This is a genomic window from Cytophagales bacterium (assembly GCA_033344775.1).
Classification (GTDB): domain Bacteria; phylum Bacteroidota; class Bacteroidia; order Cytophagales; family Cyclobacteriaceae; genus JAWPMT01.
The window spans coordinates 1,792,846-1,815,441 of sequence record JAWPMT010000004.1 but is presented as its reverse complement, the minus strand read 5'-3'; the positions used below and the strand labels follow the sequence as shown (position 1 = coordinate 1,815,441).

The following is a 22,596-nucleotide window of genomic DNA, read 5'->3' as shown; positions in this document are numbered from 1 at the left end:
AAAAAGAGCTGTCACAGTGGACAGCTCTTATTTCTATTGCTTGAAAATTGATTAATCAAAGGTTAGCGTCCAGGTAGCTCCATTGTCGCTTGTGGAGAAGGTCACATCATGTGAGCCAGCTTCAGCGAGGTTGAAGTTCCCGTCTGCATCGGTGATCAAGGCAGCATTGGTTCCGTCGATGGTTACATCAGGGAATCCGAAGCCAATTTCCCAGCCATCGCCGATTCGGATCTTCCATCCACCGGCGTTGAATGAATACTGCTCGATTTTCCAGCTCAGGTCGGTTCCGCTGGTAGTTACTGCAGGGATATCAATGTCTGGTCCATCCCATCCGTTTTCGGTTGCTTCACCGATCAGGCCTGGATTTACAATGTCTACTTCCAGGTTCCAGGTTGTACCTTCCTCACCTTCAACAGCAGAAACTCTTACGAAGTAAAGTCCTTCTGTAGCTGTTACGAAGTTGCCATCGCCATTGTCAGTTACCGTTTCTGAAGTCAGGTTCACATTACCTGGGTTCAACTCAGCAGACCATGCATCATCATTTCTGAATTTGAATACGTCAGCAGTCAAGTAGAAAATGCCAGTCCAGGTATTAGCCCAATCCAGATAAGTCAAATCTGTATCAGCATCCCATCCTGTCTCAGTACCAGCACCGATGATACCCCAAGGGAAATCAAGCGGATCATAAGTCAATTCTTCTACGTCACCAGTTCTTTCCTGATTGAATGAAATGTCAGTAGGGCTGAAAGATGCAGAAACCGTGTAAACCCCATCATCACCTTCGAAGTTGAAGTTTGAGCCACCAAGTAATAAGCCACCATCGGTAAGACCGAAGTTGGTGAAGATGTTGAAATCTTCAATGTCATCGAATGCAAGGTCCCAGTTGCTGTTGTATCGATACTTGTACTCATTAGGGCCTCTTAGTACGATTCCTTCAGTAGAGAAAGTAGTACCAGTAGCATCGCTGGATCCCAGAGCAATTTGAGTTCCTTCATTCCAGCCAAGCTCTTGTGCAGGGCCGATGATTTCCCATTGCTTCACAGGAGAAAGGTAGATTGTGCCAGACTGCTTGTCAATTACGACGTGGTGCAAGGTGTTCGCTTCCAAGGGAGATATAGCCGCACCATCCTCAGCTGCAGTACCTGTACCCATGTTATAATTAGATCCTTCAGCCATAGGAGCAACCGTGATCTCACCACCCCAGATAGTAGAGTCTCCGTTGATGTACTCTATGAATTGGAATGTTCCCTCTCCCAGGAATACGAAAGTGGTGAACATACCTGTTCTGTCTAAAGTAGTGAAGTCAGGACCACCAACAACACCAGGACCCATGGTGAAATCACTTACAGGACTAGTACTAGTTGCGGAGCCAACCAAATACATTCCATCAGGAACAGGAATAGGCTCTTCTTCGTCAATGATTGGAGCCGGATCGTCTTCTGAACAAGAGACGAAAACAGTTAATGCCAGAAAAGAGGCACAGACCATTAAAAAATTAAAATACTTCTTCATCATAATCATTTAATCGTGATCAAATTATTGTTTGTTTCTTCTTGATAAAGTTCAATTTGTCTGTTTGAAAACTCCCAAATGTCACCATACCAACTTCTTTTTCACCTGGCCTCGAGATTTTCAAAAGATTTCAACGGATTTGATTGATAAATTTCCAAATCAGAGGACATGGTTTTTTGAATTTAGTAGAGGATTTGTAATTCAAAGACTCTGAAATGAAGTTTTTTCAATTCCGATTTTTCGGAACCGTTTGCAATTTTTCGCAACCGTTTTCGAACTATTCCTCTATTTTAGAAATTCCTGATTTGGGTAAGATTTTTCGAGTCATTGGCAAAAAGTCCTCGAATTCAGGTTTTTCGATGAAATAGGGTGTCGAAGTAGGTCATTTCGACCAATACAAAAGGGGGCTTGTTTTATCGAAGAGTTGCAAAGGTTGAGTTGGGTTTCTTGAAATAGTACAAAAATTGAAGTTTCCGTGTGCTTTTCCCTTCATGGAAATTCACCATGGTTGACCCGTATTAGTTATGTATCTTGCTAGCAGCGTATGAAGAGGAACATCACGATTAAAGACATTGCGAAGGAATTGGGTGTGGCACCAAGTACCGTTTCTCGTGCTTTGAAGGATCACCCTGAGATCAATGTTGAGACCAAGAAGAAAGTGCATGCACTTGCCAAAGAGTGGAACTACGAGCCCAATGCGATTGCGCTGAGTCTCAGGAATCAGAAGACCAACACCATTGGTGTGATCCTGCCGGAATTTGTTCACTTCTTTTTCTCTACGGTGATCAGTGGAGTAGAAGATGTCGCCTACAGTAAAGGTTATCAGGTTTTTGTGACTCAATCCAATGAGGATTACGAAAAAGAAGTTTTGGATTGCAAAGCAATGTATAATGTTCGAGCAGATGGCTTTTTGATCTGTCCATCAAAAAACACTTATCAATTTGACCATATTAGGGCGTTGATTGATCGCAGTGCACCGGTGGTCTTGTTCGATCGAAATGTAAAAGAACTGGGATGTTCCTATGTGAGCGTTGATGATATTGCAGGAGGATACGAAGCGACCAAACACCTGATTGAAAAAGGATGTAAAACCATAGGCTACATTGGCGGACACGAAAACCTGATCAACGTAAAGGAACGCCACACCGGTTATCTAAAAGCATTGGAGGAGGCAGGCTTGCCTCTGAAAGAAGACTTGGTTGTGACAGTTGATTATCCGGTGGATTCGGACGAAAAGGTGAAGCTTCTACAAGAATTGATCCGAAAAAAGCCAGACGGGATTTTTGTGCACAATGACATGGTCGCCATTGAGCTGTTGAAGGAGGCTAAAGAGATGGGGGTGAAGGTACCGGAAGATCTCAAAGTCATTGGATTTAGCAACTGGTTTTTCACACGTCATACAACCCCTTCATTATCTACCATGGAGCAAAGAGGTTTCGAGATTGGCAGAGAGGCAGCCTTATTATTGTTTGACGAAATCATGTCAAATAAGGGAGAACATGGTTTTGTGGAACCCAAACACGTTTTGGTGCAGCCCGAATTGATCGAAAGAGACTCTTCCAAGTAGATTAACTAGCGGCCGCAGTTTTATAACGTTTGATCACTCGCCCGATAATTGTACCACCAATGGCTCCAGGCAATACCCAGAACAACCATTGGAAAGAGGTGTCAGGCATCCAGGCATCTCCATTCTGAACGACAAAAGCGGTTACTGCGGCGATGTATGAACTCCCCATGGCATTGATATGATTGTGCAGCCACCATTCCGAATGATCTGCTTTCTTTCTGCGATAGAAAACCAGGTCTGTCCAGCCACGAGAAAAAGTAAGCACGCCAAATACAATGCTTAAAAAACCAACCCAGTGCCACCCGGCGATGTTAAAAACATAAATAGCATAACCGAATAGCCCTATCGCAAATAAGCAGGTGATGATCGCTGCCCCCCAATCGTACCATTCTTCGGTACCAACTTTTTTTCGCCTCGTTACTCGTACTCCTACAAACGTGGAATAAAAAGTCAATACACCTACCACCATCAGGAAGAAACTAAAGCGATAAAAGCTAATGATCGTGAGTGCACTCAGACATATGATGAACATGGCGATCGAATAAATCCAGCCCAATCGGATATGCGTTTTGGTTCCTTTGGGTCTTAGCATCAGGATAAGTCCCGTCAGTAATGCGGTGCTTCCTGCAAAAATATGGCTGAAGATTAGAATAGATTCCATGTCAATTTTTCTTGCAATGAAATGGTTTATTACCGATGCTTATCGAATGGATATACTCATCTGTCGTAAATGTGCGATGAATTGTAGGGTTTTTCATGAAAAATCGAAATATTTGGTAAGCTCAATTTTTTTCTATGCGTCCCTATTTTCTCATTTATGCGAGCTACGCAACGCGGGATTGGACGGATCAGGAGCTATTTGATCTACTTAGAACTTCCCGATTGCGTAATTCAAGACGAGGTATCACTGGATTGCTGGTATATGCCCAACGTCGCTTTTTACAAATCATAGAAGGTGATCAGTCTCAAGTGTTGGCACTTTACAGTTCCATCAAAGACCATCCGGGGCATAAAAATGCACAGGTCTTGCTTGATGATGAGCTGGAAGACCGACTGTTCCCCGACTGGAGCATGGGCTTTGAAAGGCTTGATGAAGATGAATTGAGCTCCATCTCAGGATACACCGATATCGATCAGTTCATCCAAAGCCTGGGGACCTCTCATCCGGTATTTTCATTCGTGAAGTTGTTTTACAATAAAAATTTTCAGGAGCAGCAGGAAGGTAGTTAATTAGCTCTGGCTTGCATCTTCGCCACCCGGTCTATGTGACCCCTGAATTGTATCCGGACCCGTTTTGAAACGAGAAAATCCAGAGCCCGCGTTGAAAATGCGGACCAGCGCAAGGACCTCAAAGGCCGAAATGCTATTGCCTAAAAATCACATTAGGTGTAGTCTCTGTATAGCTTTCTCCATTATCCAACACGATATTGACCGTGAAAGATGCGGTATCTGATGCTGTGGGCCTTTCTGTTAATTGAAGGAAAAACTGAGGACTTAAGATGGCCCTTTCCTCATCAGCTAAAAATTCATTCAGAGTCCTGGTGGTGATGAAATCGTTAAAGGTCAACAGGTTATTGATGGTGTCCCCGGCGAGGTAATTTTCATTGATGTCCAGGTTGGTCGTAACAATGAATTCACTGATGGTTTCCTGAGAACCTTCGTAACCACCCGCTAAACACGAGAGGGCATAAGAACGACTCATAAATCCGCCCTTTGAAGGTTGAAAGGCATGCAGCGAATATTCATAAGACCCGAAGATGCTAAAGTTTTCAAAAGGAACACTTTCATTGTTGAGTATCGCATTGCCACAGCATGAAGTGTCAAAAAGACGATTATCCACGTTCAGGCCATTGATATCGAAAAAAGGAAGGGCTTCGGGACATTCGCCCCAGCCACCATCATCGGTGACTTCACAACCCCAAAATAAAGTAAACAAAAGCGCGAGGGCGACGAATTTTTTCATTTCTTATCGTGTACAATAATCCGGCCAAAAAACATGGCTAACTTTTACTGATGTCCGGTCAAATCCTAATTCCATCAAAAAGATGTGTTTATGGCATGTTACGGTAGATTTTTCTGGAATCTCAAATATACCGCAGTGACGGACCGTCCCTACCCTAAAGGGAGAAATAGAAACCACCTCCCAGCCGCGTAAGGCTTTAGGGAATTTAAGGGGCGCCCAGCAAGGGTGATTTTACAGGTTTATAATCATTTCGAAAAATCTTCCGGACACTACTGATTATCTTTCTCCAATGCAAAAAGTAAGAGCTCAGGAAATATTGAACTCCATGACCAAGGGGGATAGCCTGCTCCGACATGCCAGAACGGTGGAGCTGGTGATGGAATCCTATGCCGAAAAACTAGGCGAAGATGTGGAAGAATGGGGGAATACCGGCCTTTTGCATGATGCGGATTATGAAGCTTATCCTGAGGAACACCCCAATCGAATTGTGGCTTTATTGCGGGAAGAAGGGGAAGAGAAAATGGCCCATGCCATTTCAGCGCATTATACCAAATGGGGTGTTTCTTATGATACGATTTTGGACAAGGCATTGCTCGCCTGTGATGAAATCACCGGTTTTGTGGTGGCATGCTGTCAGGTAAGACCGGAGGGAATAGCAACACTCACGCCCAAATCAGTCAAAAAGAAGCTGAAGCAAAAGAGTTTTGCTGCGTCGGTGGACCGGGAGGAAATTGAGAAAGGCCTGGAGTTGTTCGAAGTGTCGCTTGACGATCATTTGCAGTTGATAATCGAAGTGTTGAAGGCGAATAAGGAAGAATTGAAGATCTGAGTGAACTAAACGGCAGTGTACAACGTACTCACTTCCATATACATGACAAAGTTATGAAGCAGACCTTCGTCTTATTTTTATTGATCTTTGGTTTTTCTCAGGTGTCGGCACAAGCACCAAAATTGGTTGGGAAAACGGCCCCCGAAATTTCTTTGAAAAACCTTGAAGGCGAAACAGAAAACCTGTCTGATTACCGAGGGAAAGTGGTATTGGTCGAATTTTGGGCAGGATGGTGCGGACCATGTATCAAAGACATGAAGACATGGCTCAAGCCCATGTACAGCGAGTACAAATCCGAAGGTTTTGAAGTGTTCGCCGTAAACTACGACAAAACTGAAGCATCCTGGAAGCGATCTACCGAGCGATTTCAAGTGCCGTGGCCACAAGTGTGGGATTATGCGACTGCAGAGGCTTATAAAGATTACAATGTAGAGGTGATCCCGACCAATTATCTGGTGGACCAAAACGGAAAGATCGTTGCTCGAAATATCAAAGGAGCCAAACTTTCGAAAAAACTAGACCAGTTACTTTCGCAATAACCAAATTTTAATTCGAATAATTAACAAACTCAACACATCAATTGGTGAGGTTTGTATGAAGAAGCCTGTAGTTTTGCGGCTGCATTATCCAATCAATCATTCATGAAGTATTACAATTCGATCGTAGATACCATAGGAGATACTCCCCTGGTGAAGCTCAATAGCGTAAACAAAGGGATCAAAGGCACGATCCTGGTGAAGGTCGAGTATTTCAATCCCGGCAACTCGATCAAAGACCGAATCGCCCTCCAGATGATCGAAGACGCGGAAAAAGAAGGAATCCTAAAGCCTGGAGGGACGATCATTGAAGGGACCTCCGGAAATACCGGAATGGGGCTGGCCCTGGTAGCGATCAGTAGAGGATACAAATGCATTTTTACCCTAGCTGATAAACAATCGCAGGAGAAGATCGATATTTTGAGAGCGGTGGGTGCGGAAGTAATCGTATGCCCTACGAATGTAGAGCCCGAAGATCCCAGGTCTTATTACTCTGTGGCCAAAAAATTGAATGAGGATATTCCAAATTCCTTCTACCCGAACCAATACGACAATAAATCAAATACCGCCGCTCACGTTGCTTCTACCGGACCGGAGATCTGGAGAGATACGGAAGGCAAGATCACTTACTATGCTGCCGGAATGGGAACCGGAGGAACGATCAGCGGAACTTCTAAATACCTGAAGTCGCAAAACACAGAGGTAATCACGGTCGGTATCGATACGTATGGATCAGTGTTTAAGAAATACAAGGAAACAGGCATTTTCGATGACAAAGAAGTGTTTCCTTATCTCACTGAAGGCATTGGTGAAGATATTCTTCCAAAGAATGTTGATTTCAGCCAGGTGGATCACATTGTGAAAGTGACCGATAAGGATGGTGCGGTAATGACCAGACAATTGGCCCGTGAAGAAGGCCTTTTCGTAGGTTGGTCATGCGGGTCGGCTGTGTTTGGTGCGTTGGAGTATGCCCGTGAAAACCTAAAAGAAGAAGACGTAATGGTGATCATTTTGCCAGATCATGGTACCCGCTATTTAGGTAAGGTGTACAATGATAACTGGATGAAAGATCATGGCTTTCTGGAATCCAGAAAATTTGCGACTGCCAAGGATATCATCGAACATAGAAACGGAACTGCCTCATTATACACCATCGACAAAGATCTGAAGATCGGTGACGCAATCCTGAAAATGAACGAAAAAGGCATTGATCAGGTACCTGTTGTGGACAAAGAGTACTTTGTGGGAAGCCTGTCAGATAATAAGGTGTTGAAGAGTCTGATTGAAAAGCCGGAACTCAAAGATCAGCCTGTTTCTGAAATCATGGATCCATCTTTCCAATTTGTGGGTATGGACAACACCGTGGATGTACTTTCTTCATTGATCAGCAAAGACAACAAAGCGTTGCTGGTGAGGGATGTTACACATCAAGTGCATATCATCACGCAAAGTGATTTGTTGATGGCCATGACGAACTAGGTCAACATTTGTTATCTTTACGATATAAAAGTTAATTATTAACTCTTTGCTTGCAAAATCCCCCTGCTTCGGTAGGGGGATTACTTTTTTCAGGCCAGACCTATGGCATCAAGTGATTCATTGATAGGTATATTCGATAGTGGTGTTGGTGGGCTTACCGTTTTGGAAGAAGCCCGTAAGCGCATGCCTAACCATTCCTTTTTATATTTCGCGGATCGTGCTCATGCACCGTATGGTGAAGGTTCAAAAGCCAAAACACTGGAACTGACCCTGGATTGTGTGGCTTTTATGGAACCTCTGGGCTTAAGTGGGTTGGTACTGGCCTGCAATACTGCAACCAGCGCGGCTGTAAAAGAGCTGCGTAATCGCTATGATTTCCCGGTCATTGGTATGGAGCCTGCCGTAAAGCCAGCGGTGGAACGCGGAGAAGGGAAAGTGCTGGTATTGGCTACTCCACTGACCCTACGTGAGGAGAAGTTTAAAAAACTGGTGCAACAAATAGATAAGGAAGGGAAAGTTGATGGTGTGGGGATGCCTGATCTGGTGAGACTCGCTGAAAATGGCCTTTTTAATGGTGAGGAGGTCCAACGTTATTTGAAGCAACAACTAGGCCATGTGTCCTGGGAAGATTACTCAGCAGTAGTGTTGGGATGTACGCACTTCATTTATTTCCGTGAAGCACTGAAGGCTTTGGTGCCGGATCACGTCGCCATTATCGATGGTAACGAAGGAACGGTCCGACGGCTGATGGATCAAGTGGATCATAAAACTCCGGGAACTACTGAGGATCAATTTTATGATTCCAAACAGCTTGTTGCCCCCAGTTATTTTGGAAAGTGGTTAGCTTACCTGCATGCCCATGACTGAACGCGAAAAAATGCTAGCGGGCTTGCCTTATGATTCCCGTGATGCTGAACTACTGGAAATGTACCATACGGCTCGAGCCACCATGCAGGCCTACAATCAACACGATTCCCGAGACCTGGAAGGCAGACAGGCTTTATTAGAGCAAATGTTGGGAAAAGTGGCCACGGGTGTTTGGATCGAAAATCCATTTTTCTGTGATTATGGCAAGCACATTGAGATCGGAGCCAACACATTTGTCAATACCAATTGCATCTTTCTGGATGATAATTTTATTCGTATCGGATCAGATTGCCTGATTGGTCCCTACACCCAGATCTACACGGCAGGTCATCCGCTTCGCGCAGAGGAGCGCATTCGAAGCAATCCGAGCGAAGGAGGATCTTATGTGACCAATACCCAACCGGTAACCATTGGAAATAAGGTTTGGATCGGTGGGAATGTGGTGATCTTACCTGGAGTTACGATCGGGAATGGGGTCACCATTGCTGCCTCTGCGTTGGTGAAAGAAGATGTGCCTAACAATTCTTTGGTCGTGGGAAACCCGGGTAGGGTGGTGAAGCAGTTATAAGTTGCTAAGAAAGTTCCAGGAATAATATCATTGCGATCAACATGATTAATGAACAAAGCAGAATCACTGGAATATTTTGGCCGGCAGACTCCCTCTCTTCATTGTAATTTGATTGAGAGGCCTTTGCCTTTCTTCGAATAAATTTCGTTAGTTGGGCTTCTTTCTTACGAAAAGGGTCTTTGTGGGCTGCCTGTTCGCTGAAACTTCCCAACGTGTAGAACTGATTGAATTTTCCAAGTTCATCACGATAACTGATTTTTATAATTACAGGTTTGATCAGGGAAGATTGATAAACATATTCAATCTGATCATATTGTATTTCTTCTTCATAGGCCATGGTTGTGGAAATGAGCTTATCATGCATGGCTTTGACATGTCTCAGTTTTCTAAATAAGAGGATTTGTATGGGTGAGAAGCCAAATACGACTAGCAGGGCAGACATGACTAAATCATCAAAGGGCACATCTGTGAATAGATAAACTAATGCTGCCAAAGCAATCATGACCAATGGTAAATAATACCTGTAGAAAAACGTGGTTGAAGAGCTGGTGTACATTAGTGTTTGCTTTATATCAGTCGACTCGGGGTACTAAGCAACCTCCTCAATCGCTTTTGCGAGTTTCGCTAACCCTGCCGGCGCACTTCTTTTGAGCATGTTCATGCCTTCAACAAACTCCGTTGCTTCCGGACCACTCAGTTGCATGGTTTGTGTGATCAACGTATGATCATCGGCAAGCGATTTGAAGCGCATGGTATTGTGTAATATGGCTCCTGATAATTCAATATCGATGGTTGCATATTCGTCAGCTACCAGATCGGTGATGGTCCAATGCTGTGGTTCCTGACCAGGGGTTTTGGTCATTCCTTTTGTTCCTTTTTGGAAATCACCTTCCAGTCGGATCCACTCTACCGTATCTCCCTCTATCTTTTCCCAGTTGGAGACATCAGTCCAAAAACTCCATGCAAAAGCACTGTTCGCTTTGCAAGATGCCGAGTGTTTAAATTGTAGATCTGTGTTGTCCATGAGCACTTTAGCCAAAAATCGACAACAATCTAATGAGTATTTCCCAACCCTTGTCACAACGTGTGGAAGAAAGCAGTCTAATTGAATATGAATCAAGAATTAGAAAGATATGTAGCGCAGGCAATCGCTGGAGATAAGCAAGCTCTTGAACAGGTCTTGCTGGGGGTCAAGGACCTGATCTATAATTTGTCAGTGAAAATGTTGCTTTTCCCTGAAGATGCGGAGGACGCAACACAGGAAATTTTAATCAAACTGGTCACGCGTCTCAGTACTTTTCGAGGACAAAGTCAATTCACCACCTGGGTGTACCGTGTTGCTTCTAATTACCTGTTGACGATCAAGGGAAAGAAGTCCCGCGAGTTTTCAATGGATTTCGAGCAGTATGCCCATTTCATCGATATGGGTCAGTCTCATCAGGTCCGGGCCGCTAGCAATGCGGGGGAGCTTTTGTTGCTTGAGGAAGAGGTAAAGGTCAGCTGTACACAGGGATTATTGCTATGCCTTGATCCTCCCCATCGATTGACATACATCCTGGGCGATATTTTGGAATTCCCAGGAAAAGAAGGTGCCAGGGTATTATCTATTGCTCCTGAAACCTTCCGGCAGCAGTTATCCAGATCCAGGAAGAAGATCAGAAACTTTCTACGACACAAATGCGGTCTGATCAATCCATCTAACCCTTGCAGATGCCTAAAGAAAGTGGATTTTCTGGCAAACCAGGGGTTGATCAATACCTCCGAACTACGTTTTGCAAAATTCAAGGAACGAAGTATTGATCTCATGGAAACCATCGAAGCCATGGAAAAAGAGACGGCTGTTTATCGATCCAATCCTAACCTGCAAGCCCCTGAGTCCATCACTGCCAACCTTAAAAGACTGCTTCGAAATGCAAATTGAAAAATTCAATCTCAGACAATTCATACTCATCGCATTGGTAACCAGTATCTGGATCAATGCGTCAGAAATTTTTCGCTACTTCGTGTTTGTGATGCCCATGACCAAAGACTATTGGCAAGCGGCAAATCAGGCTGTAGCCGAAATGAATGTAGTGGTTTTCTCCATTTGGGGACTTTGGGATATTTTATTGACAGGCGTGCTGGTATTTGTGGTTTGGCTTTATGGACAAGTATTTGGGAGTAGCATGAAGTCGATACTGACATCTGCTACCTTGGTTTGGGCTGCTGTCTTTGTCATATTTTGGGTGGCCTCCGCGAATATGGGATTATCCAATTGGGAGATTTTACTGGTTGCCCTTCCTTTGAGTTGGATCGAGATGGTGATCGGTGGCTGGATAGCTACCCGACTGTATGATTCCGGTCGTTGGGCCTGAAGGTTTAGGGATCAGTAGCCGCAAGAATTGTGTTTTCAGTTGATAATTCCTGCAGTTCACTGAGTAGGTAATCAACACGAACCTGCCATGATTCTTGTTGCGTTTTTATAAACCCATGAGCCGTTTGCTTGTCATATTCTTCTTGAAATAACTTGCATTCATTCAGTAATCGTGTGATCTCATTGGTATACTTTTCCTTATCCTCAACTCCAGCATCTCTCAATGCTAGAATGCTCGCTCGAATCCTCCTGGCATAAAGCTCATAAATGTCAAAGTGGTATTGTTCGTGCTTTAGCAAATCGAGAGAAGTGCTGTCGGTGGTCCAGGAAAGGCTGCGATTGAATCTGAAGGTGATTTGATAGTCCGGAAGATCATCCTTTTCATACGGATCGACGGAGATTCTTATGGCGGTTGATGCATTTGCTGTATGAATACTCACGGGTTCTCTATACCTAAAGTCCGACCATTGTAATTGGCGTTCTCGCGACCAATAGATTAATTGGCCTCTTTTGATTTGAGCTTCTACGAATATGGGAGACAGGCCGAGGAAGAGAATGAAGAGTTTTAACATGTTGTTTGGGCGAAAGATCATAAAAGTTAGGTCAATCCTGTGAAAAATCCACAAGAATGATGCCATCGTCTTTGCTAAGAACTCATCAGAGTCACTCGAAGAGGACTCTGATTTCAGGAGAGATCAAAAAACAGGAATACAGAAATCTACGATGGATTTCTTCTCCGGGTGCTGATTGAAGTCGTTGTGATAGATTTCGAAGGGTTCACGATCCGCCTTTTGATAACCGTTTTCGTTCATCCAAACAAATAGTCCCGTCCAGGATTGCTCATATTCATGCATGCCAATTTCAAAACTACCAATGATACATTTTCCCGATTTGATAGAAGTAAGTCCAATTTCACCGTCAGTTTCTGTTGGTTGATTCAGGAGTAGACAAGCACTCATTCGCACTTTGCTTGATTCCGTCACTTTGTAACTGTCATAGTAGATCGTTACGAGCTTACCACCTTCGATTAAGCCCTTTGGTGTAGCCCAACGGATAAGCTTCTGATAGGCCGCAGGCATGTTCTCAGGTCCGGTACAGGCCACATAGGCCAACTCCATTGCAGGCATTTCTTCAACTTTGATCTTCGCATTCATGGAAATCCAATTTTTAAGTTTATCAATGACACGAAGGTATTTTTCCTGGTCAGGGTAGCTTTGACCATTCTTGCTTTCTAGTTGACGAATCTTGCTAAACCGATGCGGATGGTCTTTTCTAAACGCTGAAGGGCTGGAACCGTAAAACTTTTTAAAGGCTCGGGTAAATGAGGAGTTGTCATTGAAACCATACTTCAGGGCGACCTCTGAAATGCCCTGATCTTTATGGAGTAAGTCCAATGCCGACCTTTCCAATCGCTTTCTGGTCACATATTCATTGACGGTTTCGCTGGTAATGGCTTTAAAAACCCGATGAAAATGAAACGAGGAGAAATATCCAATTTCTGCCAGGGTACCTAGCGAGAGGTCGCCATCCAGATGGGTTTCAATGTATTCAAAAACCCGGTTGATCCGAATTTTGTAATCGGTTTGTAGTGCTTGCTCCAATTCGTGATGTTTATGACATCAAATTTGGCTGATTTAGGTTACTGTACAAATTGTTTCAATATGTTCGACAGGTCGGTACGATTACCGTTTACCATGCGAAAGTTATCGTAATACTTGTCGGTGATGGCATGAAACTTTTCTGCCTGTTTTGCCTCGGACCAACCATCTTTGATGGATGCCAGTGCCTGGGGGTCCGCTTCGTGGAGTTTCAGGATCAATGCTGTCATTCTGGTTCGGTCAGACGATGAAAAGCGCTTGTTTAATAAAACTGGTCCCAGAGGAATTTCTTCGGAAATCCACAGCAATTGGGTTGATGCACCTAAACTTGAATCAGCCGCGATTTGCTTGTAATATTCATTGCTGCCTATGGCACATAGATCAGTTACTCCTTCTTTCAATAGATCAAAAGTGGAGGTATGATTACCTCCATACGCTACTTTACTGAAAGTAGCTTCAGGCTGCTTTATGCCTATCGCACTTAGCATAAGCCTGGGTACCAAATTACCAGAAGTAGACCCAGGTGCAACGAACATCATGGATAAGGTATTGGCGTTTGCTGATATTGCCTCCAGGTCCGTCACCCTTTCATTATTTGTTAAAAGAACAGTTTTGTAATTGTCTACAGCATCTTCTTTTACCTTTAGCGTAGCGATTGGGTCCATATATTCATTGTCCCGCGCCAGGAGTAAATATCCTAAGGTATTGATGAAACCTACGTCGACCTGATCCGATTTTATGCCTTCGATGAATGATGCAACATCAGGATAGCTTTGTACTTCAACAGGTCTTTTCATTTCAGCTTCTAAAGCTTTTGCAAAATGAGTTAAATTATTGATCCGGTTGTTGGTTGCATAGGTATAAGTGGCTATTCGAATGGGTTGTTTTGCTTTTTGGCAAGAAAGTATACAAACAGACAGCAGGACTATCATTGTAACCTGCAAAAAGTTGAGCTTCATCTCCGGAATGGTGTGATTTTGTGGATGATATAAAAATGTCCATTATGGACAAGTTGTATCATACGGACTTGGTACCTGAAGGTTTTGAAACCATTTTGAGTGGCTGCTGAATTCTCCTTTTGAACAAATAAACTATCAGAAATCAGACGTTACCAGTACTTAAGGGTGGTTATGTCACAAATATCACTCTCGCTTTTTGGTTTCAATCTCGTGAAAGAAGATGTCGTAATTGGGTACGTCAATTTCCATTCCAGTGACCTTTGCATTGTGATCCAATTCGAATTGTACCGTGCCGAAATCGAACCAGGCATGGGTTTCATCCCAAAGGATCTCCCAGGTGTCATTATGCCAGTGCTTTAAGGTCGCTGACAACAATGCTGCTCGATCAAAATGGAGTCTTAATTCACCGTCCTCTTCTTTGATGGTGATGTCTCCGTGCATAGGCGCATCATAGACACCTGTGTAGGCTGAGATGGGTAGGCTTGGTTTAGTATTGGAGATTTTTGCAGCCTTTCGTTCTTTGATCGGATCTGTTCCTTCGGAAGGTCTGTTCAGGAATTCCTGTGACCAGTCTCGTTGATCTTCTTTGATGAAATCATTGATCAATTTCATGGTCAGTGGAAAAGTGATCCCGGACATGCTGTTGGTCAGGATCACAATGCCCAGGTTTTCATCCGGCATCATCGCCACGCGTGAATACATGCCATCATATCCGCCACTGTGAGTAACCACCATCCGACCATGATAATCATATAATCCCCAGCCCAGCCCATATCCATTGAAGTGCCTTCCTGGTATCTGTGTTCTTGATAGATCGGTCAATACGAAATTATTATGGGGTGTCCATAGGACATTTTGCTGTTCACGGGAAAGAATGGTGTCACCTTGCCAGATACCGTTATTAAGGTTCATACGCATCCAATTAGCCATATCATTGACCGAAGAGATGATGCCTCCGGCGGCCCCCATGTTGTCCCAGTCTACCCAGGCAATGGGCTGGTTTTTATCATCTACAGGCTTATGTGGAGTAGCAACATTATCATTGTTTTTGATCTGATTGACGGAAGTGATCGTACGATTCATTTGAAGGGGCTGCAGAAAGGTTGATGCCACATAGTCTGCCCAGCTTTTGCCCGTCACAGCTTTGATCACTTCGCCGGCGGTGATGAACATGAGGTTAGAATAACCATATCCTGCCCTAAAAGAATAGGCTTGTGGGATATATTGTATTCTTTTGATCACCTCCTCGGCAGTAAAATCCGATTTGTACCAGATGACATCTCCACTGAAGGTACCTAATCCCACCCGATGACATAGCAAATCTCTCACAGTGGTTTCTGCTGAAGCATAGGCATCGTAGAGCCTGAAATAAGGAAGATATTGGGTGACTTTATCGTCCCATGAAATTTTGCCTTCGGCGACAAGGGTGGCTAACGCTGAGGCCACGAAAGCTTTGGTGTTTGAAGCAATGGCGAACTGCGTGTCCCTATCAACATCCTGCTTGCCACCATTTTTGAGTTGCCCAAATCCTTCGCTAAATACTACATTTCCGTCTTTGACAATGGCAACAGCCATCCCAGGTACACCCCAATCTGTCCGTGCTTGCTCAAGGTATTTTCGGGTCTTTTTGAAGTTGGGCTGACCTTGTACATAAAGAACAAGGAATAAGCTGAGTACTAACAATGCGATTCTCTTCATCTGTCCAGGATTTAAAAGGCACGGAAAACTAAACATTTTAATACATCGATCCTGAAAGCAATTCCATCAAAGTTGTAATTACTAAATAAGAAATAGGATCAGGCAGGTTTTTGAAAAATTCAAGAACCCACACTGGGTTTCGGTCGGAATATTCGAGATATTCGTTCTATAACATTAAACGTATACAACCATGATTTTAGATGAAGCCCAGATTAACTGGATAGTCAAAGAAGTAAACAAGAAAGTGAACGTCCCCTTGTTAGGCGAAAAAGCCGAAGGGAAATTGATTCGGAAAGCAGTGGATTTGGTGTTGGCCAAATTAGATGATGCGCTACCGGAAGAAATTACGAAATTCATGACCGATGCTGCGGATGGTATTGAGCCCGGAGCAGATACAGCGGAAATGCAGGAAAACACCGTAGATTTCCTGAATAAGGAAATCAATCTGCCAATTTTGAATGAGAAGCAGGAAGGTGACCTGATCGGAAAGATCGTAGCCTTGTTGTTTGATGCTTTGGAGAAAGGAAAATCAGTTCCTTCTTAATCGCAAGAAAAAATATAGAGGTTGTTTTAGTAAGCACTAGAACAGCCTCTTTTTATTCCCGAATGATTTTTCTTCTCTGACGTTCTCCATTTTCCATCCACGTCAGGAAGTATATCCTGTTTTTTAGGGAGCGCAAGTCCAACTCAATTTTTTGATCACTTTTCTTATCTAGTGATATTGGCATGATTCTGCCGAGAAGATCTGTCAATTGAACACTTTTTATCTCGATCACAGATTTTTCATCCAATAGTACGACATAATCAGGTGTGGGATTTGGAAATGAAAAAGTAGAAGTGCCAACCCCTTCTGAGGATAAAACATTTTCTCCAAAAAAAATGTCATCAAGTTTCAAGCTAATTTCGCTTGATCTACCAAATTTGATTTGAAAGCTTTCACCATATTCCTGGTCATCGTTGGTCAGTGTATCACTGATATTAGGAATGGTGATATCGTATATCAGTTGATGTTCATTGTCTCTGAAATAGAACAAAGGTATCCACGGCATGTCCATGCTTCCACGGATTGAAATGGCATCGTCTTCTCTGGTCCCAAACCCGAATTCCCTGTGCCAGTACCGGAATGAAAGCTCAGGTTGGTAAGCTCCCACTGAGTGATCGGAAAGATCTATTGTAAAAATGAGATTTTCATTCCGTCCGGATCCAGTAGCATTTCGATAGTATATGTAGCTCCCGAATTCATCGTCAAATCGAAAAGAAGATCCTCTGCTAAAAGCATCGGTAAAAAAGGTGTTTTCTGTTTGTCCTTCAACGACAAGGATTTCATTATCGGTCTCGTTTTCAAAGTCCACAATAAAAGGTAAATCTCCTTGATAGGGTCGCAGTTTGCCGGTAAAATAAGGTTTTGAATAATTGTTAGTGCTATCAGAGTCGTCTGCTATGTTGCTCGAAAATTGTATTTGATATGGGCCGACTTCCGATAAATTCACCCCTTGCTGGAATGCATAATTAATGGTTTTCCCGGGAGCAATTGTATCAGTGACTACTTCCGTATGTTCGAGGACATCTCCATTAGGGAGGGTAATATGGATGGTGATGGGAATTTCTGAGAGATCATTCGTACGGCGGTTGATGATCTGTGCGGAAAAAGGATCAAGATTTTCAGTTAAGATTCCCACAGCTGGAACCTCACCCACTCCGATCGCAGCATCGATAGGTGGTCTCTCAAAAACCATGACATCATCAATGTAGAAAAGCTGAAGTTCGGGATAAAAATCTCTTAAAGACTTTGTGCGGAACAGAAGCTGAAAGGCCGTACCATAGTCCTGTCCATTTGCTCTTAAAAGTCTACTGATATCATTGATATGGATTATTCTGTCATCTATTTCATTAACTTTATCTTCCGCCCAATCATAAATTTTGATCCATGGTTGGTCCGCATTGCCCTTCATCATGATTTGCACTTGACTTGACCAATGTGGTACATTCAGGTTATGTCCGCTCAGTTTTACCTTGAAACTTAACTGATCAGATAGCGATGAGTAGTCTGATAAGTCATAGGTGAATACTAATTTGTTTTCACCCCAACCATGAAATTGTGCAAAGGTCCCTGTCAATAAACTTTGACAAGTGTAACAAGCGGGAAAACCTATCGTATTTGGTGTATCTCCACCTCCTTGAATGATGTAAAATGAAGCCTCCGGAACTCCGGGAATACTGTCCCGACTGTAGGAATAATAGGTTTCTTGAGCTGCCTCTTCAAATCCCTGTACGATCGGCAAGGAAAGCTTTGTTGTGCGTATTTTTCCGGTAAAGTTGAAACCGCTTCTGGATCGGGGATAAATATTGTGGTTGTAATTGTAACGATAGAAAACGTCGGCATTCACTTTGTATATACCGTATTTGGAAAAATCAAGCTTTGAATCCAGAAAGAGTGTGTCGATTCTCTGATTGGTGATTGTTTTTGATGTAGCCTCATGAATTTCAAACACGGAATCATTGGGATTTGTGATGGTCAGGTGAACACTGTCAAGATTGAATTCCACAATTCCTGAAGAATATCTGGTTTCAATTAATAAAGCAATTGACTCGCTTTCACCTAAAAATGGCGAAGGGTCAGGTAGGAGCACTTCTTTTACCTCTAGTTCTTAGCTAAAACACAGAAAAGGACTAAAAAATAGGATGACTGTTAGTTGCCTGGCCCATATAGATGTTTCTCTATTCAAAACTTTAGTATTGGATTGATGGTATTTTGTAGTTAGTTGATTTCAATTAATGGACGTTCCAAAAGATCAAAAGGTTGGAATTGCCGTGGTGGCTATTAAAGATAAATGGATTGATAAATTAAGAATGAATTAAAAAAGGTGCTCGGAAGGATTCCGAGCACCTAAGTTTATTTATCTATTATTCTATCAATTATATCCTGTGGCGCGCTTCAATCTTCTCACACTTGACTGGAAACTAAATGCATCAAATACCAGGTAATATTCTTCCACATTACAGACGCGTGTATAAGCGAATGTAGCCAGTTCGAGTTTCGAATCGTCAAAAGTCAACTGTTCCAGCAGGTACTGTAAGTCATAGGCGTATATGCTTGTATATCGGAGGGCATTTTTGGCCAACTGTACTTTTCTGCCATCAAAAGATTCACAATTCATCTGATTGATCAATCGATCCGCGTTAAAGTATCGGGCATCCTCACAAAAATCAACGGCATGCCCTCTGGTAGGAGGAACATCGTGCAAACGGCCTCTTCGGTTCCGTGTGTGATCAACGACGATTGGATCAAGGAACAATCCGCCTCTTCTTCCCGCCGAGCGAACCGCAAACTGATTGGCTCTTCTTGGACGAATAGATAGTACATCCCGTGTTTCTTTGGTGCGTCTGGGACCGTAGGCGACCACCCGTACCCGATGATTGCCCGGTCTCAATCGAATTTGATTCACTTGATGCTGCGGACGATAATTTACCGCCCTTCCATTGATGAAGACCTTGATCTTGAAAGGTCCTTCTGAAACGAAACTTGCGCTTGACCAACCTCGCTTGTTTCCGTTGCCATGGTTTGCTTGGGTTAGGCCAGGTGCTAATAATACGAGTAAAAGTATAAGTGTTCTCATAACCCTTTTATTTTGATTCAACCATGTCCAGCAATTTGCAAGCACTGTGCCAACTTTTGAGACGTTGACATTTTATGACAATTGAATTCCCCCGAAAATGAATGCTGAGTTGGAGTTATATGATTGAAAAAGAGCTACTTTCGGAGCTATGAAGAGCATAGCAGTTTTTTGTGGATCAAGCATGGGTAATTCTCCAGAGTTTCCGGTGGTCACTGAGCAACTAGGGGCTTTTATGGGATCAAAAGGTATAAGATTAGTTTATGGTGGTGCTCAGGTTGGCTTAATGGGTGTGGTAGCAGATGCTGTGTTGAAAGCTGGCGGTGAAGCCATTGGCGTTTTACCTGGATTTCTCGGGTCTAAGGAGATTGCTCACCATGGATTGAGTGAATTGATCATGGTAAATTCTATGCACGAACGCAAGCAAAAAATGAGCGAACTCTGTGATGGAGTGATTACCCTGCCAGGAGGCTATGGGACCATGGAAGAACTCTTTGAATTCATTACCTGGGCTCAACTTGGATTGCATAGTAAACCGATCGGGCTGTTGAATGTTGCAGGTTATTATGATGCTCTGGTGAGACTTGTGGATGACATGGTTAAGTTCGAATTACTGAAGCCGATCAATCGTGAGATGTTACTTATTTCGGATAACCCAGAAGAACTCTTGCAACTTATGCATGACTACCAGGCACCAGAAGTGCCCAAATGGATCAATCCGGAGACTACTTAAGTTGAGCAGTAATGAATTCCGGACTTTATTTGGCGACGCCTGGCCGGCCGCATCAAGTCCGGTATCTTCTATAAATCTATAAATAAAGATGCAGGCACGGAGACCGGCAAACGAATTAATTGATCATTTACTCGAAATGCTTCTTATTCAGTGTCAGTACAGGTATATCAAAATCTTTGGTGACGTGTGTTGCAAGAGAGCCTTGAACAAATCTCCACAAACCGGATTTAGCCTCAGTTAATAGTGCAATGGCACTCGCATTTTGCTCTTTTACATAGTTTTTTAAAGTGCCTTCTACATCCGTATTCTCAAGTACATGCAAGGTAGCTTCATTCAATTGCATCCTTCTTCGCAACTCTTCTAATGCCTCTTGAGCAAAATCTCTGTTTTTTGGATCCTCAATTACCGTAACCATTTGTATACGCGCGTTAAAATTCAATAGCGCGTCTTTCATTTTTACTAAGGCGGAAGGTGAATAATATTCATGAACCACATCAAAAGCCATCACTACCTTTTTGATCTCATTAAAGTGTTCTTTCTTCTGAATACTGATCACGGGGATATCCAGATGTTCAATGAGTTGTTCTGTGTGGTTCCCTGAGAAAAATTCCTGTAGATTTTGTTCGCCTGTGGTGCCTATCAGAATAGCACTCACTTCGTTTTGTCGAACAAATTCCTGTATGCCTTTTAAGAAGCCATTTCCGGCCAGATCAGCTTTTACCTTGACACTGTCGTTTTCAAAGCGATTAGTAATTTCTTGTAGTTTGTTCTTATTAGAACGCATGAGTTGAATATTGAAAAGCGTTTCGTCCGTGGTTCCCACCACCGCCGTATCTGCAGTAACGAGTGTTGCTTCCTCATGAAGGATTTCCACAAAATGGACCGCCTGTACGTCCGCCACAGCATATCTGGCCATCTCCACGGCAAATTCAAGTGCATTGTTTGATAGGTCAGAGAAATCAGTAGGTACTAAAATGGTATTCATGATTTTGGGATTTGGATAGACATAGCCAACTTCTGTTGGTCAGGATTCAATTGATTCCGAGTGAAGATAGACTTGCCTAGTACCAGGATTACTGATTTTCCTTATGTCGGGAATTGATCTTTAGCAGTTGTTCGAATTTGCCTGGGAAGGAAAAAGGGCAGCTTTATCAGAGTTTCGCAAGAATTTCAGCTACCATTTCCTTAGGCGTGTTTTCAATGTTCACATCAATGGCATTGGTCGGGTTTTCCAACGCGTCAAATTGTGATTGCAGCAGACTTTCGGGCATGTAATGATTTTTGCGAGTCAGCATCCGTTCTCGAATGACTTCAAAACTCCCTACCAAATGCACCCACTTGATCGGTAGTTGATTGGATTTGCTCAAGGTCCGTCGGTATTTTTCTTTCAAGGCAGAACAAGCTAAAATGGTTCCTGTGTCTGACCAGCCTTCCAGCTTGTCGGAGAGCAACTGTAACCAGGGTTCTCGATCCTGATCATTCAATGGATTTCCTTGCTGCATCTTTTGCACATTGGCTTCAGGATGGAAATCATCCGCGTCATGATAAGGAAGTTGAAGCTTCTCGGACAGCAGTTCACCGATGGTACTTTTTCCAGTTCCGGAAACACCCATGATGATGATCAATTGAGCCATGCAGTTATTGATATTTTAACGAAGGAAAATTAGTGAAATCCTGAAATCGAGCCGCTTATTTAAACATCAGGTATAGGAAATAGGGTAATATACCCAGCACTCCAATCTCATACAATTTCAGATTTCGACGAATGATGACGAAAATACTCAGCAAGGCCAGCAACAGATGCGTAATATTCGTTAGTAACAATCCTGCTTCAAAGATCAATGGAGAATTGATGACTTCTATAAGGCTTAGATCGTGAATCGCCATGACGGTAGATATATTGATCATGGTGGCCTGAATGAGTAAAAATGTAAACAGCACGAGAAACAGTCGCAGCCTTTTTTGGAAAAACACTTTATAATCCACTGCATACTTTTCATCAGGAAAAAGAATGACGCCCACGAAAAAGAACAAGGATGGAGTGAGGATAACTATGAATAAAAAGCTACTGTAGTTGGTCACCAACTCAAAACCAGGATTGTTGAGGCCGATGTAGTATCGCTGTGTGAATCCTACGAATAAGTAGATGGTGGTCATCAGGTGCGCCCAGTAGTTTTTATTGCCCTTGGTTTTGATCATGTAATACCACCCTTGCAGAAATCGAGCAGTGACCAGCCCATAGATGATGGACTCGAAAACATGGAAGTATTCAACTTTTGACATAAAAAGGCGCTTCTCTATCTAAATTAGGAAGAAATCC

General features: G+C 43.1%; 25 protein-coding genes. 11 read left to right on the top strand and 14 right to left on the bottom strand.

The window, feature by feature from the left end:
• Window positions 1-51: 51 nt before the first annotated feature.
• A complete protein-coding gene (locus R8G66_16610) occupies window positions 52-1,515 on the bottom strand; it encodes a SusF/SusE family outer membrane protein (GenBank protein ID MDW3193998.1) in 1,464 nt (487 codons plus the stop codon).
• A gap of 541 nt (window positions 1,516-2,056) precedes the next feature.
• Between R8G66_16610 and R8G66_16605 the strand changes: the two genes are divergently transcribed.
• Window positions 2,057-3,079 carry a LacI family DNA-binding transcriptional regulator gene (locus R8G66_16605; GenBank protein ID MDW3193997.1) on the top strand — a complete coding sequence of 341 codons (1,023 nt, stop codon included), beginning with the start codon at window positions 2,057-2,059 and terminating at the stop codon, window positions 3,077-3,079.
• 1 nt (window position 3,080) lies between these two features.
• Here R8G66_16605 and R8G66_16600 read toward each other — a convergent pair whose 3' ends face one another.
• Window positions 3,081-3,740 carry a hypothetical protein gene (locus R8G66_16600; GenBank protein ID MDW3193996.1) on the bottom strand — a complete coding sequence of 220 codons (660 nt, stop codon included), beginning with the start codon at window positions 3,738-3,740 and terminating at the stop codon, window positions 3,081-3,083.
• A gap of 134 nt (window positions 3,741-3,874) precedes the next feature.
• Between R8G66_16600 and R8G66_16595 the strand changes: the two genes are divergently transcribed.
• Window positions 3,875-4,309 (top strand): BLUF domain-containing protein, encoded by a 435-nt coding sequence (locus R8G66_16595; GenBank protein MDW3193995.1) that lies wholly within the window; start codon window positions 3,875-3,877, stop codon window positions 4,307-4,309.
• A 133-nt stretch (window positions 4,310-4,442) separates the two neighbouring features.
• On the opposite strand, the gene R8G66_16590 is transcribed toward R8G66_16595, so the two are convergent.
• Window positions 4,443-5,042, bottom strand: a complete 600-nt coding sequence (locus tag R8G66_16590; GenBank protein MDW3193994.1) for a hypothetical protein — start codon at window positions 5,040-5,042, stop codon at window positions 4,443-4,445.
• 289 nt (window positions 5,043-5,331) lie between these two features.
• Between R8G66_16590 and R8G66_16585 the strand changes: the two genes are divergently transcribed.
• The 5 genes from R8G66_16585 (at window position 5,332) to R8G66_16565 (ending at window position 9,321) form a co-directional block, all read left to right on the top strand.
• Window positions 5,332-5,871, top strand: coding sequence for an HD domain-containing protein (locus R8G66_16585; protein MDW3193993.1), 540 nt, complete (start codon window positions 5,332-5,334; stop codon window positions 5,869-5,871).
• A 53-nt stretch (window positions 5,872-5,924) separates the two neighbouring features.
• The gene (locus tag R8G66_16580; GenBank protein MDW3193992.1) at window positions 5,925-6,410 is read left to right on the top strand and encodes a TlpA disulfide reductase family protein; all 486 of its coding nucleotides are present in this window, start codon (window positions 5,925-5,927) and stop codon (window positions 6,408-6,410) included.
• 102 nt (window positions 6,411-6,512) lie between these two features.
• Window positions 6,513-7,886, top strand: coding sequence for a pyridoxal-phosphate dependent enzyme (locus R8G66_16575; protein ID MDW3193991.1), 1,374 nt, complete (start codon window positions 6,513-6,515; stop codon window positions 7,884-7,886).
• Window positions 7,887-7,988: 102 nt separating this feature from the next.
• Window positions 7,989-8,753, top strand: coding sequence for a glutamate racemase (murI, locus tag R8G66_16570; protein MDW3193990.1), 765 nt, complete (start codon window positions 7,989-7,991; stop codon window positions 8,751-8,753).
• Window positions 8,746-9,321 carry a sugar O-acetyltransferase gene (locus tag R8G66_16565; GenBank protein ID MDW3193989.1) on the top strand — a complete coding sequence of 192 codons (576 nt, stop codon included), beginning with the start codon at window positions 8,746-8,748 and terminating at the stop codon, window positions 9,319-9,321. The genes murI and R8G66_16565 overlap by 8 nt, the downstream gene beginning before the upstream one ends.
• A 4-nt stretch (window positions 9,322-9,325) precedes the next feature.
• Here R8G66_16565 and R8G66_16560 read toward each other — a convergent pair whose 3' ends face one another.
• The gene (locus R8G66_16560; protein MDW3193988.1) at window positions 9,326-9,877 is read right to left on the bottom strand and encodes a hypothetical protein; all 552 of its coding nucleotides are present in this window, start codon (window positions 9,875-9,877) and stop codon (window positions 9,326-9,328) included.
• Between the two features lie 33 nt (window positions 9,878-9,910).
• Window positions 9,911-10,345, bottom strand: coding sequence for a hypothetical protein (locus tag R8G66_16555; protein MDW3193987.1), 435 nt, complete (start codon window positions 10,343-10,345; stop codon window positions 9,911-9,913).
• 87 nt (window positions 10,346-10,432) lie between these two features.
• On the opposite strand from R8G66_16555, the gene R8G66_16550 reads away from it, so the two are divergent.
• The gene (locus R8G66_16550; protein ID MDW3193986.1) at window positions 10,433-11,242 is read left to right on the top strand and encodes an RNA polymerase sigma factor; all 810 of its coding nucleotides are present in this window, start codon (window positions 10,433-10,435) and stop codon (window positions 11,240-11,242) included.
• Window positions 11,232-11,675, top strand: a complete 444-nt coding sequence (locus R8G66_16545; protein MDW3193985.1) for a hypothetical protein — start codon at window positions 11,232-11,234, stop codon at window positions 11,673-11,675. The genes R8G66_16550 and R8G66_16545 overlap by 11 nt, the downstream gene beginning before the upstream one ends.
• A gap of 4 nt (window positions 11,676-11,679) precedes the next feature.
• On the opposite strand, the gene R8G66_16540 is transcribed toward R8G66_16545, so the two are convergent.
• The 4 genes from R8G66_16540 to R8G66_16525 all read right to left on the bottom strand — a co-directional run bounded on the left by R8G66_16540 (window position 11,680) and on the right by R8G66_16525 (window position 15,929).
• Window positions 11,680-12,246 carry a DUF922 domain-containing protein gene (locus R8G66_16540; protein ID MDW3193984.1) on the bottom strand — a complete coding sequence of 189 codons (567 nt, stop codon included), beginning with the start codon at window positions 12,244-12,246 and terminating at the stop codon, window positions 11,680-11,682.
• A gap of 123 nt (window positions 12,247-12,369) precedes the next feature.
• Window positions 12,370-13,275 carry an AraC family transcriptional regulator gene (locus tag R8G66_16535; GenBank protein MDW3193983.1) on the bottom strand — a complete coding sequence of 302 codons (906 nt, stop codon included), beginning with the start codon at window positions 13,273-13,275 and terminating at the stop codon, window positions 12,370-12,372.
• Window positions 13,276-13,313: 38 nt separating this feature from the next.
• Entirely contained in the window at window positions 13,314-14,204 is an 891-nt protein-coding gene (locus R8G66_16530; GenBank protein MDW3193982.1) for a PhnD/SsuA/transferrin family substrate-binding protein, read from the bottom strand.
• 210 nt (window positions 14,205-14,414) lie between these two features.
• The gene (locus R8G66_16525) at window positions 14,415-15,929 is read right to left on the bottom strand and encodes a serine hydrolase (protein ID MDW3193981.1); all 1,515 of its coding nucleotides are present in this window, start codon (window positions 15,927-15,929) and stop codon (window positions 14,415-14,417) included.
• 190 nt (window positions 15,930-16,119) lie between these two features.
• Between R8G66_16525 and R8G66_16520 the strand changes: the two genes are divergently transcribed.
• Window positions 16,120-16,473, top strand: coding sequence for a hypothetical protein (locus R8G66_16520; GenBank protein MDW3193980.1), 354 nt, complete (start codon window positions 16,120-16,122; stop codon window positions 16,471-16,473).
• A gap of 52 nt (window positions 16,474-16,525) precedes the next feature.
• Here the strand turns inward: R8G66_16520 and R8G66_16515 are convergent, their stop codons facing one another.
• Both R8G66_16515 and R8G66_16510 read right to left on the bottom strand, forming a co-directional pair.
• Window positions 16,526-18,475 carry a T9SS type A sorting domain-containing protein gene (locus R8G66_16515; protein MDW3193979.1) on the bottom strand — a complete coding sequence of 650 codons (1,950 nt, stop codon included), beginning with the start codon at window positions 18,473-18,475 and terminating at the stop codon, window positions 16,526-16,528.
• Between the two features lie 366 nt (window positions 18,476-18,841).
• On the bottom strand, window positions 18,842-19,546 hold the full coding sequence (locus tag R8G66_16510) for a DUF4476 domain-containing protein (protein MDW3193978.1): 705 nt from the start codon (window positions 19,544-19,546) through the stop codon (window positions 18,842-18,844).
• Window positions 19,547-19,694: 148 nt separating this feature from the next.
• On the opposite strand from R8G66_16510, the gene R8G66_16505 reads away from it, so the two are divergent.
• Window positions 19,695-20,276, top strand: coding sequence for a TIGR00730 family Rossman fold protein (locus R8G66_16505; GenBank protein ID MDW3193977.1), 582 nt, complete (start codon window positions 19,695-19,697; stop codon window positions 20,274-20,276).
• Between the two features lie 127 nt (window positions 20,277-20,403).
• Here R8G66_16505 and R8G66_16500 read toward each other — a convergent pair whose 3' ends face one another.
• The 3 genes from R8G66_16500 to R8G66_16490 form a co-directional block, all read right to left on the bottom strand.
• Complete coding sequence (locus R8G66_16500; protein ID MDW3193976.1) at window positions 20,404-21,261, bottom strand: universal stress protein; 858 nt, start codon at window positions 21,259-21,261, stop codon at window positions 20,404-20,406.
• Between the two features lie 166 nt (window positions 21,262-21,427).
• Window positions 21,428-21,910, bottom strand: coding sequence for a gluconokinase (locus R8G66_16495; GenBank protein ID MDW3193975.1), 483 nt, complete (start codon window positions 21,908-21,910; stop codon window positions 21,428-21,430).
• Window positions 21,911-21,965: 55 nt separating this feature from the next.
• Window positions 21,966-22,559 carry a hypothetical protein gene (locus tag R8G66_16490; GenBank protein MDW3193974.1) on the bottom strand — a complete coding sequence of 198 codons (594 nt, stop codon included), beginning with the start codon at window positions 22,557-22,559 and terminating at the stop codon, window positions 21,966-21,968.
• Window positions 22,560-22,596 lie beyond the last annotated feature (37 nt).